The sequence below is a fragment of the Pseudomonas sp. Pseusp10 genome (assembly GCF_059492225.1).
This window is the reverse complement of sequence record NZ_CP168528.1, coordinates 4,063,700-4,089,467: the sequence shown is the minus strand read 5'-3', so window position 1 is coordinate 4,089,467 and position 25,768 is coordinate 4,063,700. Positions and strand designations below refer to the sequence as shown.

Here is a 25,768-nt window from a genome sequence, read left to right as displayed (position 1 = left end):
TGAATCACACTTCTCGTTGTTTTGTTCAGGTTTCATTCAGTCCGGCTTGAAATAACTTAGTAGCAAAGTTTTCGAGCCGTAAAAATTTCAGTTTTTTTCTTGTAACAGAGTGTTCCAGTCTTCGGCATTCACAATACCGAGCACTTGCAGTTGCCCATTACCATCGATGTGGACAAACAACGAGCTGGCGTACTCGGCGTCCTTCGCTGAATGCCTCAAGCCGCTCTGCTTTTCAAAGTCCGCGATGCAACCGCTGTGGGTCACCAGCACCAGGTTGCGGTGGGCAACCTTGTGCGCCACGACATCGTTACGCAAGGTCGTGCCACAGGTCGCCAGCCACTCCTGGGTCCGTGGGTCGCTGTTGAACATGTAATGCGCGGTCTGCACGGTGCGCGTCACCGGGCTGGTGAGGATGTCGGTTTGCGTCAGGCCCAGGCGTGCCAGGCCTTGCCCGACGCCGGCGGCCGCTTCACTGCCGATACGGGTGATGCCGTCGGCCGGGCCCAGGCAAGGATTGCTGGAACGGTCGCAACGCTCGGCATGACGAACCAGCACCGCAATCTCGCCGGCACTCCATTGTTGCAGCAGTTGGGCCCGGGCTTGCGCACCTTCATGGGCCAGGTTGGCCGGGGATCTCGGCCACAGGAAAAAACCGGTGACCAGTACGGCGACGGTCAGGGCACCCACCGCCACTACCGATTTGAAGAGGCGCGAAGACGGTTTACGCGAGACGGAGTTGACCAAGTTTGTCCACCATTTGGAGCGCCAGGGAAAGTGCTGTTAAAAAGTCTGAAACAACACAAAAAATTTCCGCCAAGGCTTAGTTCAGCGAATTGACTGCTGCACAAAGTAAATCTGCGCAGGTGTCGGAGCAGTGAAAGGAATGTGAAAAATTTGCAGTGAGGGGGCGGGCGGGTAATCAGCGGGTTACTGGGAATTATTTTCTTTTGCTCCTGCATGGGAAGACTGCGGCAAACTTGCCGCCGTTGAATCAAGGGGAGAAACCGAGGCCAGGAGGACGGGCAACCAGCCTGATGCCAGTCAGTTAAGCGCTAATGCGATCTGTAGCAGCTGCCGAGCCCGCGAGGCTGCGTCCGGCTGCATGGCAGCCGTGAGTCCAGCTGACGCGGTCTGCCTGACGTACCGCGATGACTGGTTTTACGACTGCTTCGCAGCCGAACGCCGCCTCGCGGGCTCGGCAGCTGCTACAAAGGGTGTCGCGGCTGAAATTGCTTAATTGACTGGCATTAGAGGCAACCAGCCTGTTTTCTGGCGGCAGCCTGGCTGATCAGCGCGGCCAGGCGCTTGATGTTGTTTTGCTGGGCAAGCACCAGTTCATCGATGGTCGGGCCTGAGGGGGTTTGCAAGGTACTGCGGCAAATGACCCGTGCAGGCTCGCTTTCGCTGGCACTGCGCAGGCGCCATTTCACGTCCATCAAAGCGTATTGACCGGGGACCGAGTCAAAACGCTGCACATCGACCCGCACCGAATACCCGCTTTGTGCAGGATAGTTGCTCAATTGATCGGCCAGCGCACTGTTCAATTCATCCACGAGGGTCGCGCCCCACCATTCGGTTTCCAGGATCGCCAGGCCACTGTTGCCCTGGCGAATGACGATCTGCGCTCGATCGACCTGCGGCGGCACGCTGATGCTCTCGATCTGAATCACCCCGACGGTGGTCTTTGAGTGATCGCCCACCTGGGCCGGGGTCAGGGTGTGGAATTGAATCGGGTCACTGCGGCAAGCGGCGAGCAGCAACAGCGCGGTAACCAGTGTGAACTTCAGCGGAAAAGCCATGGGGGTTGCTCCTGTGTTCATTTGCGCGGTGGCCCTTGCAGATCCATGGGCGCGGCATTGTCCGGACGGCCGCGAAGCAGCGATTCCGGATGTCGCCCCAGGTAATCCGAAAGATCGCGCAAGGATCTCGACGTGCGTCCCAGTTCATCCAGGGTCTGCCCCAGTTTTTCCCGTTGCGGCGAGTCCTCGGCCAAGGTCGAACTGGCGGATTGCAAGGTCGAATTGGCCGTTTGCAGGGTCTTGCTGACATCCGACAAGGTGGTTTGCACGCCCGGCAAGATCTTGCCGTTGAATTGCGTCATGCCCTTGCGCAGTTCGACGAGATTGCCGTCGAGATTGCCGGCAATGCGCTCGATGGGCAGTTTGTTGATCTTGTCGACCATGGATTCGAGTTTTTCCTGCAATTGCTCGAGGCTGCCCGGTATGGTCGGGATGATGACTGGACGTGCGTTTGCATCGAATGCGACTTTTTCTGCCTTGGGGTAGAAATCCAGGGAGATGTACAACTGGCCGGTCAGGAAGTTGCCCGTGCGGGCCTGGGCACGCAGGCCGTTATCGATGAAGGTGCCGATCAGGCGTACGCCACCGGCTTCGTCATTGGGGTCATGATTGAGCGCCTTGAGCATCTTGTCGTGGGCACGGCCCAGGCGTTGCGGGTAAATCACGATGCCGACGTTGACCGGAAAGGAACGAGTCTTCTCGTCGTAATCCAGATTCACCGCCACCACCTTGCCGATTTCCACACCCAGGAATTCCACCGGCGCATCAACCTTGAGCCCGCGCATTGCCTGGTCGAATCGCATGGCCAGGTACTGCGGTTTGCCGTTTGGCGGGGCGAGGGCGGTTTGCTGGTCCTCGAACAGTTCGTAGGCATACTCTGCCGCAGCAGGTTTATCGCCAGGGCTGTAGTCGGGCGCGCGGAAGGCAATGCCGCCCACCAGCAAGGACGACAGCGATTCGGTCTTGACCGCAAAACCGTTGGCGCCGACGTTCACGTCAATGCCGCTGGCGTTCCAGAAACGGGTGTTTTCGGTGACGTACTTGTCATTGGGGGCATGGATGAACAGCTCTATGTTCACGCCTTTGCCATCCGGGTCCAGCGCGTAGGCCACCACTTGGCCCACCGGGATCTTGCGGTAGTAAACCGGAGAGCCGATATCCAGCGACCCCAGGTCCTGCGTGAACAAGGTGAAACGCTTGCCCGGCTCGCCGTAGGTGATGGGTGGCGGGTTCTCCAGCCCCGTGAAGTGTTTTGCCCGGCCGTTGGCCTGGCCGATATCGGCACCGATGTAATCGCCTGACAGCAGCGTATCGATACCGGACACACCGCCCGCTCCAATGCGCGGCCGCACTACCCAGAACTGCGAGTCCTCGCGGGTAAAGCTTTCGGCCTGCTTGGCCAGCTTGATGGTGGCGTTCACACTCTTCTGGTCATTGCTCAGTTCCACATCCGAGACTTGGCCAATCACCACATTACGGTACTTGACCTCGGTTTTATTCGCGGTCAGGCCGCTCCCGGTCTTGAACGTGACAACGATGGTCGGGCCTTCCTGCAAGATGCTGTGAACCACCAGCGAAATACCCACCAGCACCGCGACGATCGGTACGATCCAGACCAGCGAAACGCTGAAGCGGCGGGTCTTGATCGGCGCCGGCCCGGGGGCTTGCGGCCCGTCAGTGGCTTGTGACTTCATCCGTGACCTCCTCATTGTTTGGGTTTTCCCGTTCTTTGTCCCAGATCATGCGCGGGTCGAAACTCATGGCCGAGAGCATGGTGAACACCACCACCAGACCAAAGAACAGAATGCCCGGGCGCGGTTCGATGTCGGCCAGGGCCTGGAATTTCACCAGCGAGGCGACCAGTGCGACCACAATCACATCGAGCATCGACCAGTAGCCGATGACCTCGACGAAGCGGTACAGCGTCGACCGCTCTTTACGTGCCCACTCGCTGTCGCGGTGCACGGTCACAAGCAGCAGTGTGATGGCAACGAACTTGATGCCCGGCACCGCGATACTGGCAATGAAAATGATCAGGGCGATGTCCCAGGCTCCGGCCTGCCAGAACTCCAGCACGCCGCTCATGATCGTGCTGTCGGCGCCATGGCCGACCATTTCGGTGTTCATTACCGGCAGCAAATTGGCGGGGATGTAAAACACCAGGGCCGCAATCATGTAGGCCCAGGTCCGGGCCAACGAGTTGGTTTTGCGTCGATGCAAAGGCGCGCCGCAGCGCTCGCATTCGTGAGGGTCGCCAGTCATGTCGCAGGCCAGCCCGCAGCTGTGGCACAGGCACAGGTTGAGCTCGTCGGCGTATGGAGGCGTGCTCATAAGATGTCCCATAAATCGCGGATATCGCGCCCGGCGATGCGGATCATCATCAGGCTCAGCACAGCCAGGGCAAACAGCCCTATGCCGGGCAGCACATCGAGCAGTCCGGCGAGCTTGATCACCGCGACCATGGCACCCAGCAGGCAGACTTCGAGCATGCTCCAGGGCCTCAGGGTTTCCAGCCAGCGCATGCAGAACCTGAACCCGGGCGCACGTTGCCGGGCGAGGGCGAAGCCCAGTACCCAGATCAGCAGCAACAGCTGGAAAATCGGCGCGATGATCATGGCGATCGCCGCCACCATGGCGATGAACGTGATAGGTCCCAGGCTCAGGGCCAGCACCGAGTCCCAGAGGGTTGCGCTGTTCTTCGAGCCTTTGAGGCTGATGCTCATCACCGGATAGAAATTGGCGAATATCCAGAGCATCAACGCGGTGAAGGTCAATGCAAGGCGCTGTTCCACTGTCAGGCCGTTATAGCGCTGCAGCACGCCGCCGCAGCGCGTACACAGGGTTTTCTGATGTTTGGCGAGCGTCACTTTTTGGTACACGCTGTCGCAGTGCTCGCAGATGATCAGCTGATCGGTAGATGCCATGGGCCAGGCTCAACAGAAGGCAGGAAGTTCAGAGCACCCCCTCAATATAGAAGTGCCTTGCAATTGAGCAAATCGAAAGTCGAAACAAGGGGATGGGAAGGTGGGCGAGCACGCAAAATCATGTGGGAGCGAGCTCGCTCGCGATAGCGGTGTGCCAGACAACCCAATCATTGGATGTCAGATCGCTATCGTCGGAACGCCGCCCGGAGCAAGCTCGCTCCCACAGTTGCTATGCAGGTTGACGACCCGGGTTTAACCGAGCATTTCCCGCATCCGATACCAGAACATGCCAAGGGCCAGCAGTGGCGAGCGCAAGGCACGGCCGCCGGGGAAGGTCATGTGTGGCACGGCGCTGAACACGTCGAAGCCTTTGCTGTGTCCGGCATGGATCGCTTCGCCCAACAGTTTGGCGCACCAGTGAGTCACGTTCAGGCCATGGCCGGAGTAGCCCTGGGCGTAGAACACGTTCGGGTGCTGGCTCAGGCGCCCGACCTGCGGGAAGCGATTGGCCGAGATGCCGATCTTGCCGCCCCACTGAAAATCAATGCGCGCTTTGGCCAGTTGCGGGAACACCTTGAGCATCTGCGGGCGCATGTAGGCGGCAATGTCCGCCGGGTCGCGCCCGGAGTAATGGCAGGCGCCGCCGAACAACAAACGCCGATCCGCCGAGAGCCGGTAGTAATCCAGCCCGACCTTCTGGTCGCACAGCGCGAGGTTGTGCGGGATCAGTTTTGCAGCGGTCTCTTCCGACAAGGGTTCGGTGGCGATGATGTAGCTGCCTGCCGGGAGTACTTTGCCGCTGAGCTTCGGTTCGAGCTCCTCCAGATGGGCATTGCAAGCCAGCACCAACGTGCCCGCACGCACAGTGCCACCGGCACAACGCACTTGCACGGTGCTGCCGTGGATCAACTCCAGCACCGGGCTCTGCTCAAAGATCTGCACGCCAAGGGACTCGGCGACTTTCGCTTCGCCGAGCGCCAGGTTCAGCGGATGCAGGTGGCCAGAGCCCATGTCCACCAGGCCGCCCGCGTAAACGCCGGAATTCACCACGTGTTCACGGATCTGGCCAGGTTCGATCAAGCGGGTTTCATGGGCGTAACCGGACTCAAGCAATTCGGCGTGCTCAGCCTTCAGCCCGGCGAAGTGCGCCGGGGTGTTGGCCAGTTCGCAAAAGCCCCAGCGCAGATCGCAATCGATGCCGAACTCACGGATACGATTGCCCACCAGTTGCACCGATTCCGTGCCGGCATGCTCCAGATACCGCACCCCTTCGGCCCCGATATGCCTGGCAAAACCGCTGACGTCATGGCCGATGCCGCGAATCAACTGGCCGCCATTGCGCCCGCTGGCGCCCCAGCCAATCCGCCGGGCTTCCAGCAGGATCACCGAGAGCCCGCGCCGGGCCAGCTCGATGGCGGTGTTGATGCCGGTGAAACCCGCGCCGACCACGCAGACGTCGGCCACCAGGTCCGAGGCCAGCGCGGGACGCTGCTTCATGCCCTTGGCGGACGCCGCGTAATAGGAGAGGGTGTGTTCCTTGGTGTACTGATTCATTTGTTGGACTTCACTTTGCTCCACGAACGGGTCATCAAACGCATGATCGACTGCGGCGGCGTGGTGGAGATGTAGAGTTTGTCGAGGACTGCCTGGGATGGATAAACCTCGGGATTGCTGACCAGCTCAGGGTCCATGTACTGTTTGGCGGCCGGGTTCGGGTTGGCGTAACCGACCGACGCGCTGACCTTGGCAATCACTTGCGGGTCCAGCAGGTAGTTGATGAAGGTGTGGGCCTGTTGCGGATTGCCGGCATCAGCGGGGACGGCCAGCAGGTCGAACCACAAATTCGCGCCTTCCTTGGGAATGGCATAGGCGATGTTCACGCCGTTCTTGGCTTCCTTGGCGCGGTTGGCGGCCTGGAACACGTCACCCGAATAGCCGAAGGCTACGCAGATGTCGCCGTTGGCCAGGTCCGAGACGTATTTGGAGGAGTGGAAGTAAGTGATGTAAGGACGGATGGCTAACAACCTGGCTTCGGCCTTTTTGAAGTCCTCAGGGTTTTCGCTGCGTGGGTCCATGCCCATGTAGTTGAGGATCGCCGGGAACACTTCATCGGCCGAGTCCATCATCGATACGCCGCACGCGCTGAGCTTCTTGATGTTTTCCGGTTCGAACAGCACGGCCCAGGAATCGATGTGGTCGATGCCCAGCACCTGCTTGACCTTGTCGACGTTGTAACCGATGCCGTTGGTGCCCCACAGGTAGGGCACGGAGTGTTCGTTGCCCGGATCGTTTTTCTCCAGCAGCGCCAGCAGTTTCGGGTCGAGGTTCTTGAAATTCGGCAGTTGCTCGCGATCGAGCTTGAGGAAAGCACCGGCCTTTACCTGGCGGGCGAGGAAGTGGTTGGACGGCACCACCACGTCATACCCGGTGCGACCGGCGAGCAGTTTGCCCTCCAGGGTTTCGTTAGAGTCGAAGACGTCGTAGATCACCTTGATCGCGGTTTTGGCCTGGAAGTCGGCGAGGGTGGTTTCGCCGATGTAGTCGGTCCAGTTGTAGACGCTGACCTGTGGCTGAGCCTGGGCGCCGGCACTGAACATCGCTGCCAGCGCGACCGGAACCATGGATTTCAATAGACGCATATCGACACCTCTTGGAGTTATTGGATTCTTCAGGTGATTTTTTAGTGGTCTGTCGGCCCTCATCGCGAGCAAGCTCGCTCCCACAGGGGAGCGCATTACAAATGTGGGAGCGAGCTTGCTCGCGATGGGGCCATTACGGACGGTGAAGATCTCAGACGCTGAGCATCAGGAACTCACGTTCCCAGGAGCTGATGACCCGTTTGAAGTTCTCGTGCTCGGCGCGTTTGACCGCGACATAGCCCCGTACGAACTTGCTGCCCAGGTAGCGGCTGACGGTGTCGCATTCTTCCATCTGGGTCAGGGCGTCCTCGATGGTGATCGGCAGGCGCAGATTGCGACGCTCATAGGCACGGCCCTGTACCGCGGCGCTCGGTTCGATGCGCTCGACCATGCCCAGGTAACCGCACAGCAGGCTGGCGGCGATGGCCAGGTACGGGTTGGCGTCGGCGCCCGGCAAACGGTTCTCGACACGCATGGCGTCCGGGCTGGAGGTCGGCACGCGCAGGCCGACGGTGCGGTTTTCCTCGCCCCATTCGACGTTCACCGGTGCCGAGGTGTCCGGCAGGAAGCGGCGGAACGAGTTGACGTTCGGCGCGAACATCGGCAGCACTTTCGGGATGTACTTCTGCAAGCCACCGATGTGATGCAGGAACAGCTCGCTCATGTTGCCATCGGCATCGGCAAAGATCGGCTGGCCGGTGGCAATGTCCACCACGCTCTGGTGAAGGTGCATGGCGCTGCCCGGCTCATCGCCGACCGGCTTGGCCATGAAAGTTGCCGCCACGTTGTGCTTGAGCGCCGCTTCACGCATGGTGCGTTTGAACACGGTGATCTGGTCCGCCAGGTCCAGTGCGTTGCCATGACGGAAGTTGATTTCCATCTGTGCCGGGCCGTCTTCGTGGATCAGCGTGTCGAGGTCCAGTCCCTGCAATTCACACCAGTCATAGACGTCTTCGAACAGCGGATCGAATTCGTTGGCCGCGTCGATGGAGAACGACTGACGACCGCTTTCGGCACGGCCTGAGCGGCCCATCGGCGCCTTGAGCGGCAAGTCCGGGTCTTCGCAGCGCTGGGTCAGGTAGAACTCCATTTCCGGCGCGACGATCGGCCGCCAGCCTTTGTCGGTGTACAACTGCAGGACTTTCTTCAACACGTTGCGTGGCGACAGTTCGATCGGGTTGCCGAACTTGTCGAAGGTGTCGTGGATCACGATGGCGGTCGGCTCGATGGCCCATGGCACCACGTAAACGGCGTCGGCGTCCGGCTTGCAGACCATGTCGATATCGGCCGGGTCGAGCAGGTCGTAGTAGATGTCGTCATCGACAAAGTCCCCGGTTACCGTTTGCAGAAGGACACTTTCCGGCAGGCGCATGCCTCGCTCATGCAGGAACTTGTTGGTCGGTGCAATTTTGCCGCGTGCAATGCCGGTCAGGTCGCTGACGACGCACTCGACTTCGGTAATCTTGTGATCTTTCAGCCAAGTGAACAGCTGATCGAAAGGGACATTCATAAAGACCTCGTTATTGGTTTTATTAACGCCAGGAGAGGCCGGTTTCATCCGCCGGACACTTCCCCTGAAGCGCGTTGACGTCTATCTTGGGCGAGCCTTGCAGTTCCATCTATCCACTTTAAGCAGCACAAAGCGCACCAAAAGAGTGCGTAAGGTCGCCCCATGACAGGTTCCAATTCCCTCCAGGTCCAAGCCTTCAACACCGCCGATGTCGCCGAGCAAATCCGCGCCACGCCGGGCTGGGTGCAGCAATACCAGCAGATGTCGCCGGGGCATTTCGCAGGTCTTGTGCGCTATCTGGATCTGCAGGGCGTGGAGATTTACGAAGAGTCGATGAACACCCGGGTCGAGCAGAATTTCAGTGCGCCCCAGGGTTCGCTGTCGTTTTGTTTCGATCGTGGCGACAACGCGCTGTACGTGTTGAATGGCGAGAGCCGCAACATCTGGATCACCCCGGAGAACTACCAGGAAATCGCCGTGGTGTTCGGGCCGGAGTTTGTAAAACGCCACAGCCTCGACATCACCCGGCTCGAAGGGCTGTTCATGGCGCCGCTCAACTCCCGGCAGAATGCGCTGTTCTGCCGCTGGCTCAGCGGGACGTTGACGCGGCTGTCGCAGACCTTCGATCCACCGAGCCGCGAAGCGCTGACCCAACAGTTGCTGGAAGACTGTCTGTTCATTCTTGACAACGCGTGCGTCGGCCTCGACCAGGGTGCCTTGCAGCGTCGGGCCGGGGAGCGGGCGATCATGAAGCGGGTCGGGGAATGGGCGGCAGACACCCCGGAGGAACACCTCAACCTGTTGGAACTGTCCCAGGTTGCGGGGGTTTCACTGCGCCAGTTGCAGCATGCGTTCAAGACCTACACCGGCATGGCGCCGACCCAATGGCTGCGCCTGCGCCGACTCAACAGCGCTCGCCGCGAATTGCTCAGCCGCACGCCGACGCAAACCACTGTGGCTGAAGTGGCCATGCACTGGTCGTTCTGGCATCTGGGGCGGTTTTCCAGCAGCTATCGGGCGCTGTTCAAGGAGTTGCCGAGTGACACCCTCAAGCGTGCGAGTGTCTCCCCGCCAATCGGGCGCGGCCGGCGTTAAAACGTCGGCGGCGTTATCACCCAGATCACCACCGCATCCACTTCGCCGGGATTGCCATAGCGGTGCGGTTCCTGGCTGGAAAAGCTGAAGCTGTCGCCTTCATTGAGCTGGAAATAGCGCTCGCCGACCCACAGTTCGAAGCTGCCGGACAGCAGATAACCGGCTTCTTCGCCATCGTGGCTGTAGCTTTGCTGGCTGTAGGTGCCTGGCGGGAAACGCGAGTGCAGCATTTCCAGTTGGCGGTTGGCTTGCGGCGTCAGCAACTGGTCGACGATGCCGTCTTCGTAATGCACGTTCAGACGGCTGTGCTTGCGCACGACAATGCCATCATCTTCCGGGTCGGTGACCGCTTCGCTGGCGAAGAACCACTGGATGGTGACGCCAAGGCTGCGGGCAATGTTGAACAGCGCCGGAATCGACGGGTAGGCGAGGTTGCGTTCCAGCTGGCTGATGTAGCCGGCGGTGAGTTCGCTCTGTTGCGCCAGTTCCGCCAGGGTCATGCCCCGACGCTTGCGCAGGCCGCGAATGCGTGTACCGAGAAAATGCGGTTCGGCGTTGCCGGGTGTGGGCTGTGTGGTGCTGCTGTTGCTCATGGTCAAATCCGAACCGGGGGGAGTGGCGCAATTCCCTGTAGGAGCGAGCCTGCTCGCGATGGTCGCCAACGATAACGCTGGAAGCCTGACACCCAGCGGTGTTCGCGGGTTCATCGCGAGCAGGCTCGCTCCTACGGGGTTGGTGTTAGCCGTCTAAGCCCCGGAGTATAAACAGCCTCAGAGCTCCCACGCGACTTTCAAACCTTCATAAATCGCTTCTTCGGCAGTGCGCGGTGCCAGGCAGTCGCCGATGCGGCGAAACTCAACCAGCCCTTGCAGTTCGGCGCCCAGGGTATCCACCGGTTGATGGCCCTGGCACAACACCAGCGTATCGATGTTTTCCATCAGCATCGGTTCGCCACTGGCGGTGTGTTGCAGGTAGACGGTGTTGTCATCGCAGCCGTACAAGCGCGCATACGGTGTGATCGGCACACCCAGTTTATGCAGTTCGCCGGCCAGTTGATCGCGCACGTACAGCGGCAGGTTTTCCCCGCAATGGGTGCCGTTGACCGCCAGTTGCACCTGATGCCCGGCGCGCACCAGGCGTTCGGCGATGCCGGGGCCGATCCAGTCGCAGCGCCAGTCGACCACCACCACCGAGCGGCCGATCCGGACTTCATCGCGCAGCACTTGCCAGGCGTCCACCACCTGCAACTCACCGCCGCGTTCGAAGGGCGGCCAGTAAGGCTCGGCACCGGTAGCGACGATCACCATGTCCGGTTTTTCTCTTTCCACCAACGCGCGGTCGACTCGGGTGTTGCGCACCACGCGCACCCCCGCCAATTCCATTTCTCTTTGTAGATTGGTACTGGCGCCACCAAACTCACTGCGCCGTGGCAGCAACTGCGCGAGCAACACCTGACCGCCCAGTTGTGAACCGGCTTCGTAAAGGGTCACGTCATGTCCGCGCTGGGCCGCGACGGCAGCGGCTTTCATGCCGGCCGGGCCGCCGCCGACGATCATGATGCGTTTGCGATTTATCGCTTGTCGGCGTTCAGCAAAAATCAGCTCGCGACCGGTTTCCGGGTGCTGGATGCAGGAAATCGGCAAGCCTTTGTGAAAGTGCCCGATGCACGCCTGATTGCAGGCGATGCAGGCACGTACATCTTCGACGCAGCCGGTGTCAGTCTTGTTGGGCATTTGCGGATCGCAGATCAGCGCCCGGGTCATGCCGCAGACATCGGCCTGCCCCCGGGCCAGAATCAGCTCGGCTTCCTGGGGCTGGTTGATACGCCCGGTGACGAACAACGGAATGTTCAAACTGGCCTTGAACGTCCCGGCTTCCCTGGCCAGGTACGCCGCTTCGATCGCCATCGGCGGCACGATATGCACCGCGCCACCAAGGGACGCCGAGGTGCCGGCGACGATGTGCACGTAATCGAGCTGCGTTTGCAGCGACTGCACGGCGGCCAGGGATTCGTCTTCGGTCAGGCCTTCGGGGTCGCGTTCGTCAGCGGAGATGCGCAGGCCGATGATGAACTGCTCATCGGTCGCCGCACGCACGGCTTTGATGACTTCACGCAGGAAACGCAAGCGCTGTTCCAGCTCACCGTTGTAGCCATCGGTACGCCGGTTGACCCGCGGATTGATGAATTGCGCCGGCAGGTAACCGTGGCTGGCCACGACCTCGACGCCATCGATTCCAGCCTGATGCAGGCGCCGGGCCGCAGCGGCATAACCGGCGACAATTTCGTCGATCATGGCCTGATCGAGTGCGCGGGGCATCACCCGGAAGCGTTCGTTGGGCACCGAGGATGCGGAGTAGGCCACCGCCAGCAGGCCATCGCTGGACTCCATGATCTCCCGCCCCGGATGGAACACCTGGGACAACACCAGGGTGCCGTGGGCATGGCAGGTTTGCGCCAGTTTGCGGTAGCCCTCGATACACGCATCGTCGGTGGCCATCAGCACGTGGGAGGTGTACCGCGCACTGTCATGCACGCCGGCCACTTGCAACACGATCAGCCCGGCACCGCCTTCGGCACGTGCCCGGTGATAGGCAATCAATTGTTCATTGACCAGGTTGTCGGTAGGCATCGACGTATCGTGCCCGCTGGACATGATGCGGTTTTTCAGGCGCTTGCCACGGATCTCCAGGGGTTCGAACAGGTGCGCGAAGGCAGGTGTCGAGGTGGGCATGGTGCGGTTACTCCAGGCAGGCTGACCTGTGTAGGAGCGAGCCTGCTCGCGATGGACGTCAACGATAACGCTGGGTACCTGACATCCCGCGGCGTTCTCAGGTCCATCGCGAGCAAGCTCGCTCCTACAGAGGCATCAGGTTTTCGGTTGTTATTATTGCGCTATAGAAATTTACCTTCAGTAAAAAATCAACTTGTTTTTTTACTGTGGCGTGGAGTAATTTCATTTCGAGCCCGCTCCCGGGCCGTACCTCACAACAATAAAAAGGGCTGCGTCGGCCTCTGTCCGGGCGGCACCTGCAAGAGGAACCATTGATGAAATCGCACACGCTCAAGCACGGTTTTTATCCCTTGGTGTTGTCTGTGGCCATGGGCCTGGGCAGCGCTCAGGCAGCATCGGACATGGTGGTGGTCGGTTACGGCGGAGCCGGACAAAAAGCCCAGGACGTGGCGTTCTTTCAACCTTTCGCCGCCGTGGATCAAAGCAAAGTGATCCAGAGCGAATACAACGGCGAGATGGCCAAAATCAAAGTGATGGTCGACACCGGCAACGTCGACTGGGACGTGGTGCAGATCGAAGGCCCGGACTTGATGCGCGGCTGCGAAGAAGGCATGTACGAGCGGCTGGACTGGACCCGTCTGGGTCACGCCGACCAGTTGATTCCCGAAGCGGCGCAGGAATGCGGGTCTGCCGCGCTGGTGTGGAGCGTGGCGATTGCCTACGACACCGACAAACTGGCCCAGGCCCCGACCTCGTGGGCAGACTTCTGGGACGTGAAGAAAACCCCCGGCAAGCGTGGATTGCGTAAACGCGCGGTGTACAACCTGGAGTTCGCTTTGCTGGCGGACGGGGTCAAGACCGAAGACGTCTACAAAGTACTCGGCACCCCGCAAGGCGTGGACCGGGCATTTGCCAAGCTCACTGAACTCAAGCCTTACATCCAGTGGTGGGAGGCGGGCGCGCAACCGCCGCAATGGCTGACCGCCGGCGATGTGGTGATGACCTCGACCTACAGCGGGCGCATCGCCGACGCCGCGCAGAAAGGCAGCCACCTCGGCCTGGTCTGGCCCGGCAGCCTGTACGGCATGGATTACTGGGCGATCATCAAGGGCTCCAGGCATGTGGATCAGGCCAAACGTTTCATCGCGTTCGCCAATCAGCCGGACGCCCAGGTCAACTACGTGCAGCAGATCCCCTACGGCCCGACCAACATCCAGGCCGCGGCGCGGCTGGACGACAAACTGGCGCAATGGGTGCCCACCGCGCCGCAGAACCTCAAGGGCGCGTTGTCGATGAACGTCAGCTTCTGGGTCGATCATGGCGAAGAGCTGGAAGAGCGTTTCAACGCCTGGGCCAGCAAGTAAACGCGGATGGCTGGACGTGCCCAAGCGTCCAGCCTTACTGTCTGCCTCTGCCGATCAGCCTGGAGAACCACAACAATGAACAAAATCGCCACCCATCTGGCCCCTGGGCGCAGCGCCACCGAGCAGCGTCTGCGTGAGGAACTGGCGGCCTGTTATCGCCTGATTGCGCACTTTCGCATGACCGACCTGATCTTCACCCACATCTCGGTGCGCATTCCGGGGCCGGAGCATCATTTTCTGATCAACCCTTACGGGCTGATGTTCGACGAGATCACCGCGTCCAATCTGGTGAAAATCGACCTCGATGGCCACGCTGTGGAGTCGTCGCCGTACCCGGTCAATCCGGCCGGTTTTGTGATTCACAGCGCCATCCATGGCGCCCGTGAGGATGCGCAATGTGTGCTGCACACCCACACCAAATCCGGGTGTGCGGTGGCGGCGTTGAAGTGCGGGTTGTTGCCGGTGAACCAGATTTCCATGGAGTTCTATGGCCGGGTTGCCTATCACGACTACGAAGGCGTGGCGCTGGACCTGAGCGAGCAGCAACGGCTGGTGGCGGACCTGGGCGACAAATCGGTACTGATGCTGCGCAACCATGGTTTGCTGACGGTCGGCGAGACGGTGAGCCAGGCGTTCCTGCGCATGTATTACCTGGAAAAGGCCTGTGAGATTCAATTGGCGGCGCAAGCTGCCGGTGAAGTTGTTCTGCCGCCGCACGAGGTCTGCGCGCACACCGAGCGGCAGTTCAATGATCCGGGGCGGCCGCTGGATGAAGGTGAATTGAGCGATCCGGATGCCATGCAACTGGCGTGGGCGGCGTTGTTGCGAATGCTGGATCGAGTGGCGCCGGGGTATCGGGACTGATCGGAATCTCGGGTTGTTTGTGCCTGCCTCATCGCGAGCAAGCTCGCTCCCACAAGTGATCCGGGTTGCCACACATTCTGTGTACGACGCGAATCCCCTGTGGGAGCGAGCTTGCTCGCGATGGGAGCGCCTCGGTCTGTCTGGCATACGCCTGACTGGAGAAATGGCCCGCTCTTGCTGTACAGTCGTTCAGCTCGCCGCTAACCCGTGGGGGCCTAAACGATTGAACCAAGGAGCATGTCGCCCATGAACCAGGAAGCCCGTTTTTCCCGCATGGAACCTGAGTTGCGCAAAGCCAACCTGATCGAGGCGACGCTGGTGTGCCTCAAGCGTCACGGCTTCCAGGGCGCGTCGATCCGCAAGATATCCGCCGAGGCCGGGGTCTCGGTGGGGCTGATCAGCCATCACTACTCCGGCAAGGATGAACTGGTGGCCGAAGCCTACATGGCAATCACCGGGCGGGTCATGACCCTGCTGCGCGACGCCATGGAACAGGCCGCACCGAATGCCCGGGAGCGTTTGTCGGCGTTTTTCCGTGGTTCGTTTTCCGCCGAATTGCTCGATCCGCAACTGATCGATGCGTGGCTGGCGTTCTGGGGCGCGGTGAAAACCGCCGAGGCGATCAACCAGGCCCACGATCATTCCTATGGCGAGTATCGCGGCATCTTGCGCAAGGTGCTGGCGGAACTGGCCCAGGAGGAGGGCTGGGAACACTTCGACGCCGACCTCGCCGCCATCAGTCTCAGCGCCTTGCTCGACGGTTTGTGGCTGGAGTCCGGGCTGAACCCCGGCACCTTCACCCCGGAGCAGGGCATCCAGATTTGCGAGGCCTGGGTCGACGGTTTGCAGGCCGGCGGACGCCAGCGTTTTTGCGTACAGACGAGCGACTGTTGATCAGTCGTTCAGCACTGGATACTCTCTGGCGCCGATGCAGGAAAACACTCTAATAAGAAACTGGCCTTCGGGCCTGAGCCGGACACCAAGCGATGACTCCTCGGGTATTGATCGTCGATGACGATCCGCTGATTCGCGATCTGCTGCACGCCTACCTGTCCCAGGAAGGCTACGACGTCCATTGCGCCGCCACGGCGGAACTGGCGGAAACCTTTCTGGCCAGCCAGACCGTAGACCTGGTAATGCTCGACATCCGCCTGCCGGGCAAGGACGGCCTGACCCTGACCCGCGAACTGCGGGTGCGTTCGGAAGTCGGGATCATCCTGATCACCGGGCGCAATGATGAAATCGACCGCATCGTCGGCCTCGAGTGCGGCGCCGATGACTACGTGATCAAACCCCTCAATCCAAGGGAACTGGTGTCCCGGGCGAAAAACCTGATTCGCCGGGTACGTCATGCGCAAACGCCACAGCCGGCCGTTGCGGTGGCCAAACCGGTCAAGCAGTTCGCCGATTGGGCGCTGGACACCGACCGTCGGCGCCTGATCGATCCGTCCGGCAATGAAACCCTGCTGACCCATGGCGAGTACCAGTTGCTCAGCGTGTTCCTGCGCAACAGCGGCCACACCCTCAGCCGCGACCAGTTGATGGACCAGATCCGCAATCGCGAATGGGTGCCCAACGACCGTTCCATCGACGTGTTGGTCGGGCGCCTGCGCCGCAAGTTGCACGACGATCCGGCCGAACCCCAGTTGATCATCACCATTCACGGTGCCGGTTACCTGTTCACCGCCGGCGTGGCGGCCTGAACCTGATGGCGCGATGGCTTTGCCTGCTGGCGGTGCTGGTGGCCGGCCATGCCGTCGCAGCGGACAAGGTTCGCTATTGCGATTACCCGGTGTACCCGCCGATCTCCTGGAGCGATGGCAAACAGGTGCGCGGCCTGGCACCGAGCGTGGTGAAAAACCTGTTCGGCCAGTTGGGTTACGAGGTCGAGATTATCGTGCTGGGCAACTGGAAACGCTGCCTGCTGGACGCCGCCGAAGGCCGGGTCGACGTGGTGCTGGCCTACAGCACTGCGCAACGCGAGCAAAGCATGCTGTTCTCGACGGTGCCGGTACTGCGTGAAGAAGTGGCGTTGTTCATCAACCGCCAGCATCCGGTGAAATTCGAACAACTGGACGATCTGGCCCGTTACCGTGGCGGCCTGTTGTTCGGCGAGAGCTACGGTGTGGAGTTCGATCGCATGGTCGCACGCAACAACAATATCGAATGGGTCTCCGACAGCCACCAGAACTTCGGCAAGCTGATTCGCGGGCGCATCGACTTCATCACCCAGGAGCGGCGTACCGGCCAGTTGTACGTGGAAAACCTGCCCGGCGGCCATGACATCGTTGCCTTGCCCAAGGCATTGAACGTGGACTATTTGCGGGTCGCCGTGTCACGGCGCTCGCCATTGGCCAAGCGCATGCCCGAGATCGATGCGCAGTTGCAACGCATGGTCGACGCCGGTGACATCGAGCGCTGGCTAAACGAGAGCGAAGTGACCTACCGCGACATGATCCACCTGCCGGCGGATGCGCGATGATTCGCGCCCGTCCTGGTGGACTGCTGCGGCGCCTGTTGCTGTTCATTCTGTTGTTCAGCCTGTGCTTCACCGTGCTGGCCAGCAGCGTGCAACTGTACATCGAGTATCGACGGGAAATGCGCGACATCGATTCGCGCATGGAGCTGATCCGCGCCGGCTACCTGGCCAGCCTGGAGCGCAGCCTCTGGGACTTGAACCAGGAACAGCTGAACGTGCAGTTGCGCGGGCTGGTGGACTTCTCCGACGTCGCGCGGGTGCACTTGACCAGCGCCGATTTCGACCTGATACAGGGCAATCCGGATCCCACGGGACCGCTGCGTATCGAGCGTTTTGCCCTGGACTATCAGCCGCCGTCCGGCCCGTTGCGCAATCTGGGCGAACTGGAGGTCAGTACCGATCTGGGAGCGGTGTACCAACGTCTCTACGCCACCGGTTTGACCAGCCTGTTGTGGATGGCGGTGTTTCTCTGCGGTCTGGCCGTTGCCTTGTCGGGCTTGTTTTATCGACTGGTGACCCGGCACCTGAAAGTCATGGCCGAGTTTGCCCGGCGCATCGCCGCCGGTGAATGGCACGACCCCCTGCACCTGGACAAGCGCCGCGGCAGTGACGAAATCGACACAGTGGCCCACGCACTGGACGACATGCGCCGGGCGATCCTGCGGGACATCGAGCGCCGGGAAACCGATCGCCTGGCCTTGCAGGACAACCGTGACGAGCTGCTGAAAATGGTCGAGCGCCGTACCGCCAGCCTGATGCGTGCCAAAGACGATGCGGAAGCGGCCAACCTCGCCAAGTCGAGGTTTCTGGCGACCATGAGCCACGAACTGCGCACCCCCCTCAATGGCATCCTCGGTATGGCCGAATTGCTGCGCGGTGCGCGTCTGGATGCCCAGGACGGCAAACGCCTGGATGCGTTGCACAAGGCCGGCGAAGGCTTGCTGACGATCCTCAATGAAGTGCTGTACTTCGCCAAGCTGGAGGAGGGCGTCAGCCATCCCGAACCGGTGGATTTCTCGCTGCGCCAGTTGCTTGATGAAGTGTTGACGCTGTTGGAGCCGCGAGCGCTGAACAACGACACGATCCTGAGTTGCCGGGTCGATCAGCGGATTGCCGAGCATCACCACGGCGCCGAGCAGTTCCTGCGCCAGGTGCTGAGCAACCTGCTGGCCAACGCGATCAAGTTCACCGAAGGCGGCGAAGTCAGCGTCGAGGTGGCACTTCTCAGCGAAACGGGCGAACAGACCGGGCAGCGGCTGCGGGTCAGCGTCACTGACGACGGCATCGGCATTGCACCGGCGATGCAGGCGAAGATTTTCGAGCGTTTCACCCAGGCCAGTGAAGAAGTGGCCCAGCGTTTTGGCGGTACGGGGTTGGGGTTGGCGATCTGTAAACATCTGGTGGAGCAGATGGGTGGCTGCATCGGCGTGGACAGCGAAGTGGGGCGCGGCAGTTGCTTCTGGTTCGAGCTGTCCTTGCAGCCGGCCAGCGCTGCGGTTGAAGTCGCGCCGGTGCGGGCAGCGGGACCGGCACTGAACATCCTGGTGGTCGAAGACGTGGCGCTCAACCGCGAAGTGGCCAAGGGTTTGCTGCAACGGGACGGTCACCGGGTATGGCTGGCCGAAGAGGCGGAGCAGGCGCTGGAACTCTGCGCGGCGAAGGCTTTCGATCTGTTGTTGCTGGACGTGCATCTGCCGGGCATCAGCGGTGTCGAGTTGTGCCGGAAAATCCGCAACATCGATGGGCCGAACCGCCATACCCGCATCTTCGCCCTGACCGCCAGCGTGCAGCCGGCGCTGGTGCGCGGTTATCTGGAGGCCGGCATGGACGGTGTCCTGGCCAAGCCCTTGAAACTGGAAAACCTGCGCCAGGTGCTGGAAGGGCATGCGCCCGTCGCCGAGTCGCTTCTGAGCGATGAGACAATGGACTGGCCGCTGTTGCAGACCCATCGCAACCTGCTCGGCGAGCAAAAGGTCCAGAGTCTGCTGGCAGTGCTGCGCGACTCGATTCTCCAGCACCGCGATGCGTTGAATGAAGCCATTGCCGCTGACGACTGCACCGAGGTCGCGCAACTGGCGCACCGTCTGGCCGGCAGCTGCGATTCGCTGGGTTTTCGCTCACTGGCCACGACGCTCAGGGCCCTGGAGACGTTGGCCCTGGGCAACGATGAATCGGCGATCCGCCACATGAACCCCGCGCTGGATGAGCAATTGCAACACTCGCTGCAGACCCTCAAAGGCCTGTTGCAGAGCTGACGTACAAGTTTGTTACGACTTTGTACAACTTCGATCCTTACGGTCAACGCGAACTTACATGGCTTTCCAATAATCGACGCAACCGCCGCAGCGCGGTCTTCGAAGCTTATTGGAGATAATAATAATGAATTGCCGTAAAGCTGATCCCTCCCTGCGCCGTGACGTCCTGTCGCGCGCTGCTCACCTCATCGACTGCTGAGGTGCCGAGATGAACGAAAACACTGATCGCAGCACCCATCAAAAAGGCATCCAGCTGACCCGTGCCCTCAAGAGCCGGCACATTTTCATGCTGTCCCTGGGCGGTGTCATCGGCACCGGGCTGTTCATGGGCTCCGGCGTGACCATCAATCAGGGCGGCCCGGTGGGGGCGATTCTGGCTTACCTGGTCGCGGGTTTCCTGATGTACCTGGTGATGGTCTGCCTGGGTGAACTGTCGGTGCAGATGCCGGTGTCCGGTTCGTTCCAGACCCATGCCACTAAATACATCGGCCCGGCCACCGGGTTCATGATCGGCTGGGTGTACTGGATGAGCTGGGCCACAACCGTCGGTTTGGAATTCACTGCGGCCGGTATGCTGATGACCCGTTGGTTCCCGACGGTGCCGATCTGGTACTGGTCGGCGCTGTTCGTGGTGGTGCTGTTCGGTATCAATGCCATGGCCACCCGCGCTTTCGGTGAAGCCGAATACTGGTTTTCGGGGATCAAGGTTGCGGCGATTCTCGGTTTCATCGTGGTCGGCGTGCTGGTGATCTTCGGCGTGATGCCCCTGAGCAGCGGCGCACCGGCACCGATGGCGACCAACCTGATCGGCGATTCGCTGTTCCCCAACGGTCTGTCCGCCGTGTTCGCGGTGATGATGACCGTGGTCTACGCGTTCCAGGGTTGCGAGATCATGGGCGTGGCGGCCGGTGAAACCGATCAGCCGGAAAAAAGCATTCCCCGTGCCGTGCGCAACGTGGTGTTCCGCGTGCTGATTTTCTACGTGCTGGCGATTGTCGTGCTGTCGGCCATCGTGCCGTGGCAGCAGGCGGGACTGATGGAAAGCCCGTTCGTGCAGGTGTTCGACATGGTGGGCATTCCCTACGCCGCCGACCTGATGAACTTCGTGATCCTCACCGCGATCCTGTCGGTGGGCAACTCCGGCCTGTATGCCTCGACGCGCATTCTGTGGGCAATGTCGAAAACCGGCATGGCGCCGAAAAGTCTTTCGCCATTGAGCAAGCGTGGCGTGCCGTTGCGTGCCTTGAGCATCACCTTGTGCTTCGCGCTGGTGTCGCTGATGACCAGCTTCGTCGCCGCCGACACCTTGTTCATGGTGCTGATGGCGGTGAGCGGCATGTCCGGCACTGTGACCTGGATCGTCATCGCACTGGCGCAGTACAAGTTCCGCAAGGCGTACCTGCGTGACGGCGGCAAACTCAGCGACCTGAAATACCGCGCGCCGTGGTTCCCGGTATTGCCGCTGATGTGCATCACGCTGTGCTGCTCGCTGTTCGTGTTCCTGGCCCTGGATGAAACCCAGCGTCCGTCGCTGTATTGGGGCTTTGGCTTCATTGCGCTGTGCTATGGCGCGTACTTCCTGATTCATCGCAAGCGTCAGGGCGTGCTGGCACCGAGCTTGCCGACTGTTTAATTCCTTCAATCCAACACATTCCCTGTGGGAGCGAGCTTGCTCGCGATGGCGGCATCAGGTTCAACATCACTGTTGACTGATCCACCGCAATCGCGAGCAAGCTCGCTCCCACAGTGGTTTGTGGCGATCAGTAAATCGACGACCTACCAGCTGTCAGCAGTTGTTCGAAGTTGTAACAGCGGCAACAGCACATCCCTCGAAATATAAAAAATATCTAATAAAATCAATGGTTAATTGATCTTGTGAGCTTGTTACAGCCCATTTCCCCGCCGATTGCCGCCTTACTGAACACTCGTTTAGTATGGCCTCAAGTCGCATCACCTCAGACCAATCACAATAATTCGAGGATTCCCATGACCACTCAATCGTCGCTGCTTAGCCAGGTCGAAGCAGGCGTTGCCTGGATCACCCTCAATCGCACTGCCCAGCGCAATGCGCTGGACATTCCGACGCTGAAAAACCTGCACACCTTGCTCGACGGTTTCAATGCCGATCCGGCGGTGCGCGTGGTGGTTCTGACGGGCAGTGGCCGCAGCTTCTGCGCTGGCGCCGACCTCGATGAATGGGCCGATGCCGAAGCCCGGGGCGCGCTGGAAACCTATGGCTGGACCGAAACCGCCCACGCCTTGATGACGCGCCTGCACAGTCTGGAAAAACCGACCATCGCCGCCATCAATGGCACCGCCGTCGGCGCCGGGATGGACCTGACCCTGTGCTGCGACCTGCGCATCGCCGGGCAATCGGCGCGCTTCAAGGCCGGCTACACCAGCATGGCGTACTCGCCGGATGCCGGCGCCAGTTGGCACCTGCCACGCCTGATCGGCAGCGAGCAGGCCAAGCGCCTGCTGTTCCTCGACGAATTGTGGGGCGCCGACCGTGCCCTGAGTGCCGGCCTGGTCGGTGAAGTCTGCGCTGATGATCAGCTACTGACCGTGGCCAGTGAACTCGCTGCACGCCTGGCCAGCGGGCCGACCTTCGCTTTCGCCCAGACCAAAAAACTCATGCGCGAAGGTGCCGAACGCAGCCTGCCCGAACAACTGCAGGCCGAGCTCGCCGCCGGCCTGTTGTGCGGTCGCAGCGAAGACGGCAACGAAGCCCTGCGCGCCGCCATGGAAAAACGTCCGGCACGTTTCGTCGGCCGTTGATTCCCACACTTCTTTCAGTACACGAACAACAGGTAGCAGCATGAATTTCCAACTGACCCAAGAACAAGAAATGTTGGTGGACTCGGTACGCAGCTTCGTCGAGAAGGAACTGCTGCCCTATGAAGAACAAGTCGACCGTGCCGACGAGGTCTCCCCGGAACTGGCGGCGCAGATTCGCGGCAAGGCGATTGCAGCCGGCTTCTACGCCTTCAACATGCCCGAAGAAGTGGGCGGCGGTGGCCTGGACTACCTGTCCCAGGCGCTGATCGAACGTGAGCTGTCGAAGGTGTCCTGGGCACTGCACGTGTTTGTCGCGCGGCCGTCGAAAATCCTCATGGCCTGCACTGGCGACCAGATCAACGACTACCTGTTGCCGTGCATCCAGGGCGAGAAAATCGACTGCTTCGCCCTGACCGAGCCGGGTGCCGGTTCCGATGCCAATGCGATCAAGACCCGCGCCGTGCGTGAAGGCGACGACTTCATTCTCAATGGCAGCAAGCATTTCATCAGCCACGCCGGGCATGCCGATTTCGCCATCGTCTTTGCCGTGACCGACACCTATGAACACAACGGCAAAAAGCGTAACGCCGTGACCTCGTTCCTGGTCGACCGCAACACCCCGGGCATGACCATTCGCCGTGGACCGAAGTGCGTGAGCAACCGTGGTTACCACACTTTCGAGATGTTCTTCGACGACTGCCGTGTGCCGGCCAGCAAAGTGCTGGGCGAAGTCGGCAAGGGTTGGGATGTGGCCAACGCCTGGCTGACGGCCGGGCGCGTGATGGTCGCGGCCAACTGCGTCGGTCAGGCCCAGCGCGCACTGGACGTGTCGTTGCAATGGGCGGCGGACCGCAAGCAATTCGGCCAGCCCATCGGTACTTACCAGGGCGTGTCGTTCAAATTGGCCGACATGGCCACGCAAATCCGCGCCGCCGAACTGCTGACCCTGCACACCGCCTGGAAAATGGACCAGGGCACCATGACCGATGGCGAGGCCGGCATGGCCAAGCTGTTCGCCAGTGAAGTGCTCGGCCGTACCGCCGATGAAGCGGTACAGATTTTCGGTGGCATGGGCCTGATGGACGAAGGTCCGGTGGAGCGCATCTGGCGTAACGCGCGGATCGAGCGGATCTGGGAAGGCACTTCGGAAATCCAGCGCCACATCATTTCCCGCGAGCTGCTGCGGCCGTTGCTGCGCTGATCGGACCGGAGAACAACCATGTCCCAGAAGATACGTGACAACCTCAAACGCATGCTTGCGCCGCAACACGTCGCGTTTGTCGGTGGCCGCAGCATGGCGCGCGCCCTCAAGCGCTGTGCCGAAGGTGGCTACCAAGGGCAAATGTGGCTGGTCAATCCACAGCACGACAGCCTTGAAGGTGTGCCGTGCGTGCGCAGCGTTGCCGAGCTGCCTTGCGGCCCGGACGCCGTGTTCATCGCCACCAACCGCGAACTGACGCTGACCTGTGTGGCCGAACTGGCCGCCGTCGGCGCCGGCGGGGCAATCTGTTACGCCTCGGGTTTCGCCGAAACCGGCGCCGAAGGCCAGGCTCTGCAACAGCAATTGCTCAAGGCCGCTGGCGACATGGCCTTGCTTGGCCCCAACTGCTACGGCCTGCTCGACTACCTGCACAGCTCCGCGCTGTGGCCGGTGGCCCACGGCGGCAAAGCGGTGGAGAAGGGCGTGGCGGTGCTGACCCAGAGCGGCAACTTCGCCTACAACCTGTCCATGAGCGACCGCTCGCTGCCGGTGGCCTACATGGCTTCGGTCGGCAATCAGGCGCAACTGGGCGTCGCCGAATTGATGGACGTGCTGCTCGACGAGCCGCGGGTCACCGCCATCGGCTTGCACCTGGAAGGGTTGAAAAACGTCCCGGGTTTCGCCCGGGCCGCGCACAAGGCGTTGGAAAAAGGCATCCCGATCATTGCCCTGAAAACCGGCGTGTCGCAGATCGGCGCCGAACTGGCCTTGAGTCACACCAGTTCGCTGTCCGGTTCCGATGCGCTGTACGACGCGTTGTTCGACCGTCTCGGGGTGATCCGCGTCAGCGGCCCGGTGAGTTTTGTCGAAACCCTGAAAGCCGCCGCCTGCGGCAACCTGCCGGCAGGCAATAGCCTGATCGCGCTGGCCTGTTCCGGCGGCGACGCAGGGCTGATTGCCGACTACGCCGAACGCAACGACCTGGGCCTGCCGAAACTCGATCAAGGACAGGTCGGCGAACTCGCACAGGTGCTGCCGAGTTACGCCAACCTGGTCAATCCGCTGGACTTCACCACGGCCATCTGGGGCGACGGCGAAGCCTTGAACCGCATGCTCGACAGCGCCCTGCGCACCGAAGCCGACGCGGCGATGCTGGTACTCGACTACCCGTCGGAGTTCACCGGCGAGCGCAAGGAATGTGACCTGCTACTGGAGCTGTACTGCGCGGCACTGCAACGTCACGGCAAGACCGGTTTTGTCACCTCGGCCTTCCCCGAGTTGCTGCCGGCCCATGCCCGTGAGCGTCTGCACGCACAAGGCGTCGCGGCTTTGCAGGGCGTTGAAGACGGATTGGCCGCGTGGGGCCGCATCGCCGGTTATCAGCGCAATCGCCAGGCTTTGCTGGCATTGGGCGAATCGGCACTGGTGCCGCTGTGCCCGCACGCACTGGAAGGCGAAGGGCGCTTGCTCAATGAATGGGATTCCAAACAGGCGTTAAAAGCCTTTGGCCTGCCGACGCCAAACGGCGTGTTGAGCACCCCGGACAAGGCACTGAAAGACGCCGAGATCCTCGGCTATCCGCTGGTACTCAAAGCGGTCAGCGCACAGCTTCCGCACAAAACCGAAGCCGGTGCCGTGGCGCTGAACCTCAAGGATGGCGCGGCGTTGAGCGCAGCACTGGAGAAGATGCGCGCCAGCATTGCCGCTTACGCGCCGGGTGTAGCCCTCGATCAACTGTTGCTGGAGCCAATGGCCAAACCGCCACTGGCCGAACTGATCGTCGGCATCAAACGCGAAAACGATTTCGGCCTCGCGCTGGTGATCGGTGCCGGCGGCATTCTGGTGGAATTGCTCAAGGACAGTCGCAGCCTGTTGCTGCCGACCACCGACGGCGCCATCCGCAAGGCCTTGCTCAGCCTGCGCAGTGCGCCGTTGCTGCAAGGTTTCCGTGGTCGCGAGTCCGCAGACCTCGACGCCCTGGTGACCGCGATCCGCGCCGTGGCCGATTACGCCTGCGAAAACGCCGCACAGTTGCTGGAACTCGATGTGAACCCATTGTTGGTCGGTGCCCAAGGCACGACTGCGGTCGATGCGTTAATTCGCCTCGGCCACGAGTGAGGACATGAAT

General features: G+C 61.1%; 21 protein-coding genes. 11 read left to right on the top strand and 10 right to left on the bottom strand.

All coding sequences use genetic code 11. The annotated features are described in order from the left end of the window. Positions 1–87: 87 nt before the first annotated feature. The 8 genes from pmrG to ACEN8Z_RS18400 all read right to left on the bottom strand — a co-directional run bounded on the left by pmrG (position 88) and on the right by ACEN8Z_RS18400 (position 8,872). Entirely contained in the window at positions 88–744 is a 657-nt protein-coding gene (pmrG, locus tag ACEN8Z_RS18435) for a lipopolysaccharide core heptose(II)-phosphate phosphatase PmrG (protein WP_495595172.1), read from the bottom strand. A gap of 503 nt (positions 745–1,247) precedes the next feature. Then, the gene (locus tag ACEN8Z_RS18430; protein WP_495595171.1) at positions 1,248–1,799 is read right to left on the bottom strand and encodes a PqiC family protein; all 552 of its coding nucleotides are present in this window, start codon (positions 1,797–1,799) and stop codon (positions 1,248–1,250) included. A gap of 17 nt (positions 1,800–1,816) precedes the next feature. Further along, a complete protein-coding gene (locus ACEN8Z_RS18425) occupies positions 1,817–3,493 on the bottom strand; it encodes a PqiB family protein (RefSeq protein WP_495595170.1) in 1,677 nt (558 codons plus the stop codon). Further along, positions 3,474–4,130, bottom strand: coding sequence for a paraquat-inducible protein A (locus ACEN8Z_RS18420; RefSeq protein ID WP_442101016.1), 657 nt, complete (start codon positions 4,128–4,130; stop codon positions 3,474–3,476). Before ACEN8Z_RS18420 ends, ACEN8Z_RS18425 begins: the two co-directional genes overlap by 20 nt. Beyond that, positions 4,127–4,723, bottom strand: a complete 597-nt coding sequence (locus tag ACEN8Z_RS18415) for a paraquat-inducible protein A (RefSeq protein ID WP_007994742.1) — start codon at positions 4,721–4,723, stop codon at positions 4,127–4,129. The genes ACEN8Z_RS18420 and ACEN8Z_RS18415 overlap by 4 nt, the downstream gene beginning before the upstream one ends. Positions 4,724–4,975: 252 nt before the next feature. Continuing rightward, positions 4,976–6,277 (bottom strand): NAD(P)/FAD-dependent oxidoreductase, encoded by a 1,302-nt coding sequence (locus tag ACEN8Z_RS18410; protein WP_495595169.1) that lies wholly within the window; start codon positions 6,275–6,277, stop codon positions 4,976–4,978. After that, positions 6,274–7,362: a polyamine ABC transporter substrate-binding protein gene (locus tag ACEN8Z_RS18405; protein ID WP_495595168.1), complete on the bottom strand. Its 1,089-nt coding sequence runs from the start codon at positions 7,360–7,362 to the stop codon at positions 6,274–6,276. Before ACEN8Z_RS18405 ends, ACEN8Z_RS18410 begins: the two co-directional genes overlap by 4 nt. Before the next feature lie 151 nt (positions 7,363–7,513). Beyond that, entirely contained in the window at positions 7,514–8,872 is a 1,359-nt protein-coding gene (locus ACEN8Z_RS18400; RefSeq protein ID WP_007983933.1) for a glutamine synthetase family protein, read from the bottom strand. Positions 8,873–9,034: 162 nt separating this feature from the next. On the opposite strand from ACEN8Z_RS18400, the gene ACEN8Z_RS18395 reads away from it, so the two are divergent. Further along, positions 9,035–9,967, top strand: a complete 933-nt coding sequence (locus ACEN8Z_RS18395) for a helix-turn-helix domain-containing protein (protein WP_495595167.1) — start codon at positions 9,035–9,037, stop codon at positions 9,965–9,967. Here the strand turns inward: ACEN8Z_RS18395 and ACEN8Z_RS18390 are convergent. Continuing rightward, positions 9,964–10,560, bottom strand: coding sequence for a helix-turn-helix domain-containing protein (locus ACEN8Z_RS18390; RefSeq protein WP_495595166.1), 597 nt, complete (start codon positions 10,558–10,560; stop codon positions 9,964–9,966). The two genes, ACEN8Z_RS18395 and ACEN8Z_RS18390, sit on opposite strands and share 4 nt — an antisense overlap. A 177-nt stretch (positions 10,561–10,737) precedes the next feature. Next, positions 10,738–12,699, bottom strand: a complete 1,962-nt coding sequence (locus ACEN8Z_RS18385) for an oxidoreductase (protein WP_495595165.1) — start codon at positions 12,697–12,699, stop codon at positions 10,738–10,740. Positions 12,700–13,013: 314 nt separating this feature from the next. On the opposite strand from ACEN8Z_RS18385, the gene ACEN8Z_RS18380 reads away from it, so the two are divergent. The 10 genes from ACEN8Z_RS18380 (at position 13,014) to ACEN8Z_RS18335 (ending at position 25,758) form a co-directional block, all read left to right on the top strand. Next, on the top strand, positions 13,014–14,063 hold the full coding sequence (locus tag ACEN8Z_RS18380) for an ABC transporter substrate-binding protein (protein WP_495595164.1): 1,050 nt from the start codon (positions 13,014–13,016) through the stop codon (positions 14,061–14,063). Positions 14,064–14,138: 75 nt separating this feature from the next. After that, complete coding sequence (locus ACEN8Z_RS18375; RefSeq protein ID WP_495595163.1) at positions 14,139–14,927, top strand: class II aldolase/adducin family protein; 789 nt, start codon at positions 14,139–14,141, stop codon at positions 14,925–14,927. 246 nt (positions 14,928–15,173) lie between these two features. Then, the gene (locus ACEN8Z_RS18370) at positions 15,174–15,821 is read left to right on the top strand and encodes a TetR family transcriptional regulator C-terminal domain-containing protein (RefSeq protein WP_103393523.1); all 648 of its coding nucleotides are present in this window, start codon (positions 15,174–15,176) and stop codon (positions 15,819–15,821) included. Between the two features lie 92 nt (positions 15,822–15,913). Next, positions 15,914–16,630 (top strand): response regulator, encoded by a 717-nt coding sequence (locus ACEN8Z_RS18365; RefSeq protein ID WP_007998181.1) that lies wholly within the window; start codon positions 15,914–15,916, stop codon positions 16,628–16,630. 5 nt (positions 16,631–16,635) lie between these two features. Then, positions 16,636–17,409, top strand: coding sequence for a substrate-binding periplasmic protein (locus ACEN8Z_RS18360; RefSeq protein ID WP_495595162.1), 774 nt, complete (start codon positions 16,636–16,638; stop codon positions 17,407–17,409). Next, the gene (locus ACEN8Z_RS18355) at positions 17,406–19,661 is read left to right on the top strand and encodes an ATP-binding protein (protein ID WP_495595161.1); all 2,256 of its coding nucleotides are present in this window, start codon (positions 17,406–17,408) and stop codon (positions 19,659–19,661) included. Before ACEN8Z_RS18360 ends, ACEN8Z_RS18355 begins: the two co-directional genes overlap by 4 nt. Positions 19,662–19,869: 208 nt before the next feature. Beyond that, on the top strand, positions 19,870–21,294 hold the full coding sequence (locus ACEN8Z_RS18350) for an amino acid permease (protein WP_495595160.1): 1,425 nt from the start codon (positions 19,870–19,872) through the stop codon (positions 21,292–21,294). Between the two features lie 353 nt (positions 21,295–21,647). Beyond that, positions 21,648–22,439 carry an enoyl-CoA hydratase/isomerase family protein gene (locus tag ACEN8Z_RS18345; RefSeq protein ID WP_495028277.1) on the top strand — a complete coding sequence of 264 codons (792 nt, stop codon included), beginning with the start codon at positions 21,648–21,650 and terminating at the stop codon, positions 22,437–22,439. Positions 22,440–22,479: 40 nt separating this feature from the next. Beyond that, the gene (locus ACEN8Z_RS18340; RefSeq protein ID WP_007981552.1) at positions 22,480–23,640 is read left to right on the top strand and encodes an acyl-CoA dehydrogenase family protein; all 1,161 of its coding nucleotides are present in this window, start codon (positions 22,480–22,482) and stop codon (positions 23,638–23,640) included. 18 nt (positions 23,641–23,658) lie between these two features. Then, positions 23,659–25,758, top strand: a complete 2,100-nt coding sequence (locus tag ACEN8Z_RS18335) for an acetate--CoA ligase family protein (RefSeq protein WP_495595159.1) — start codon at positions 23,659–23,661, stop codon at positions 25,756–25,758. Positions 25,759–25,768 lie beyond the last annotated feature (10 nt).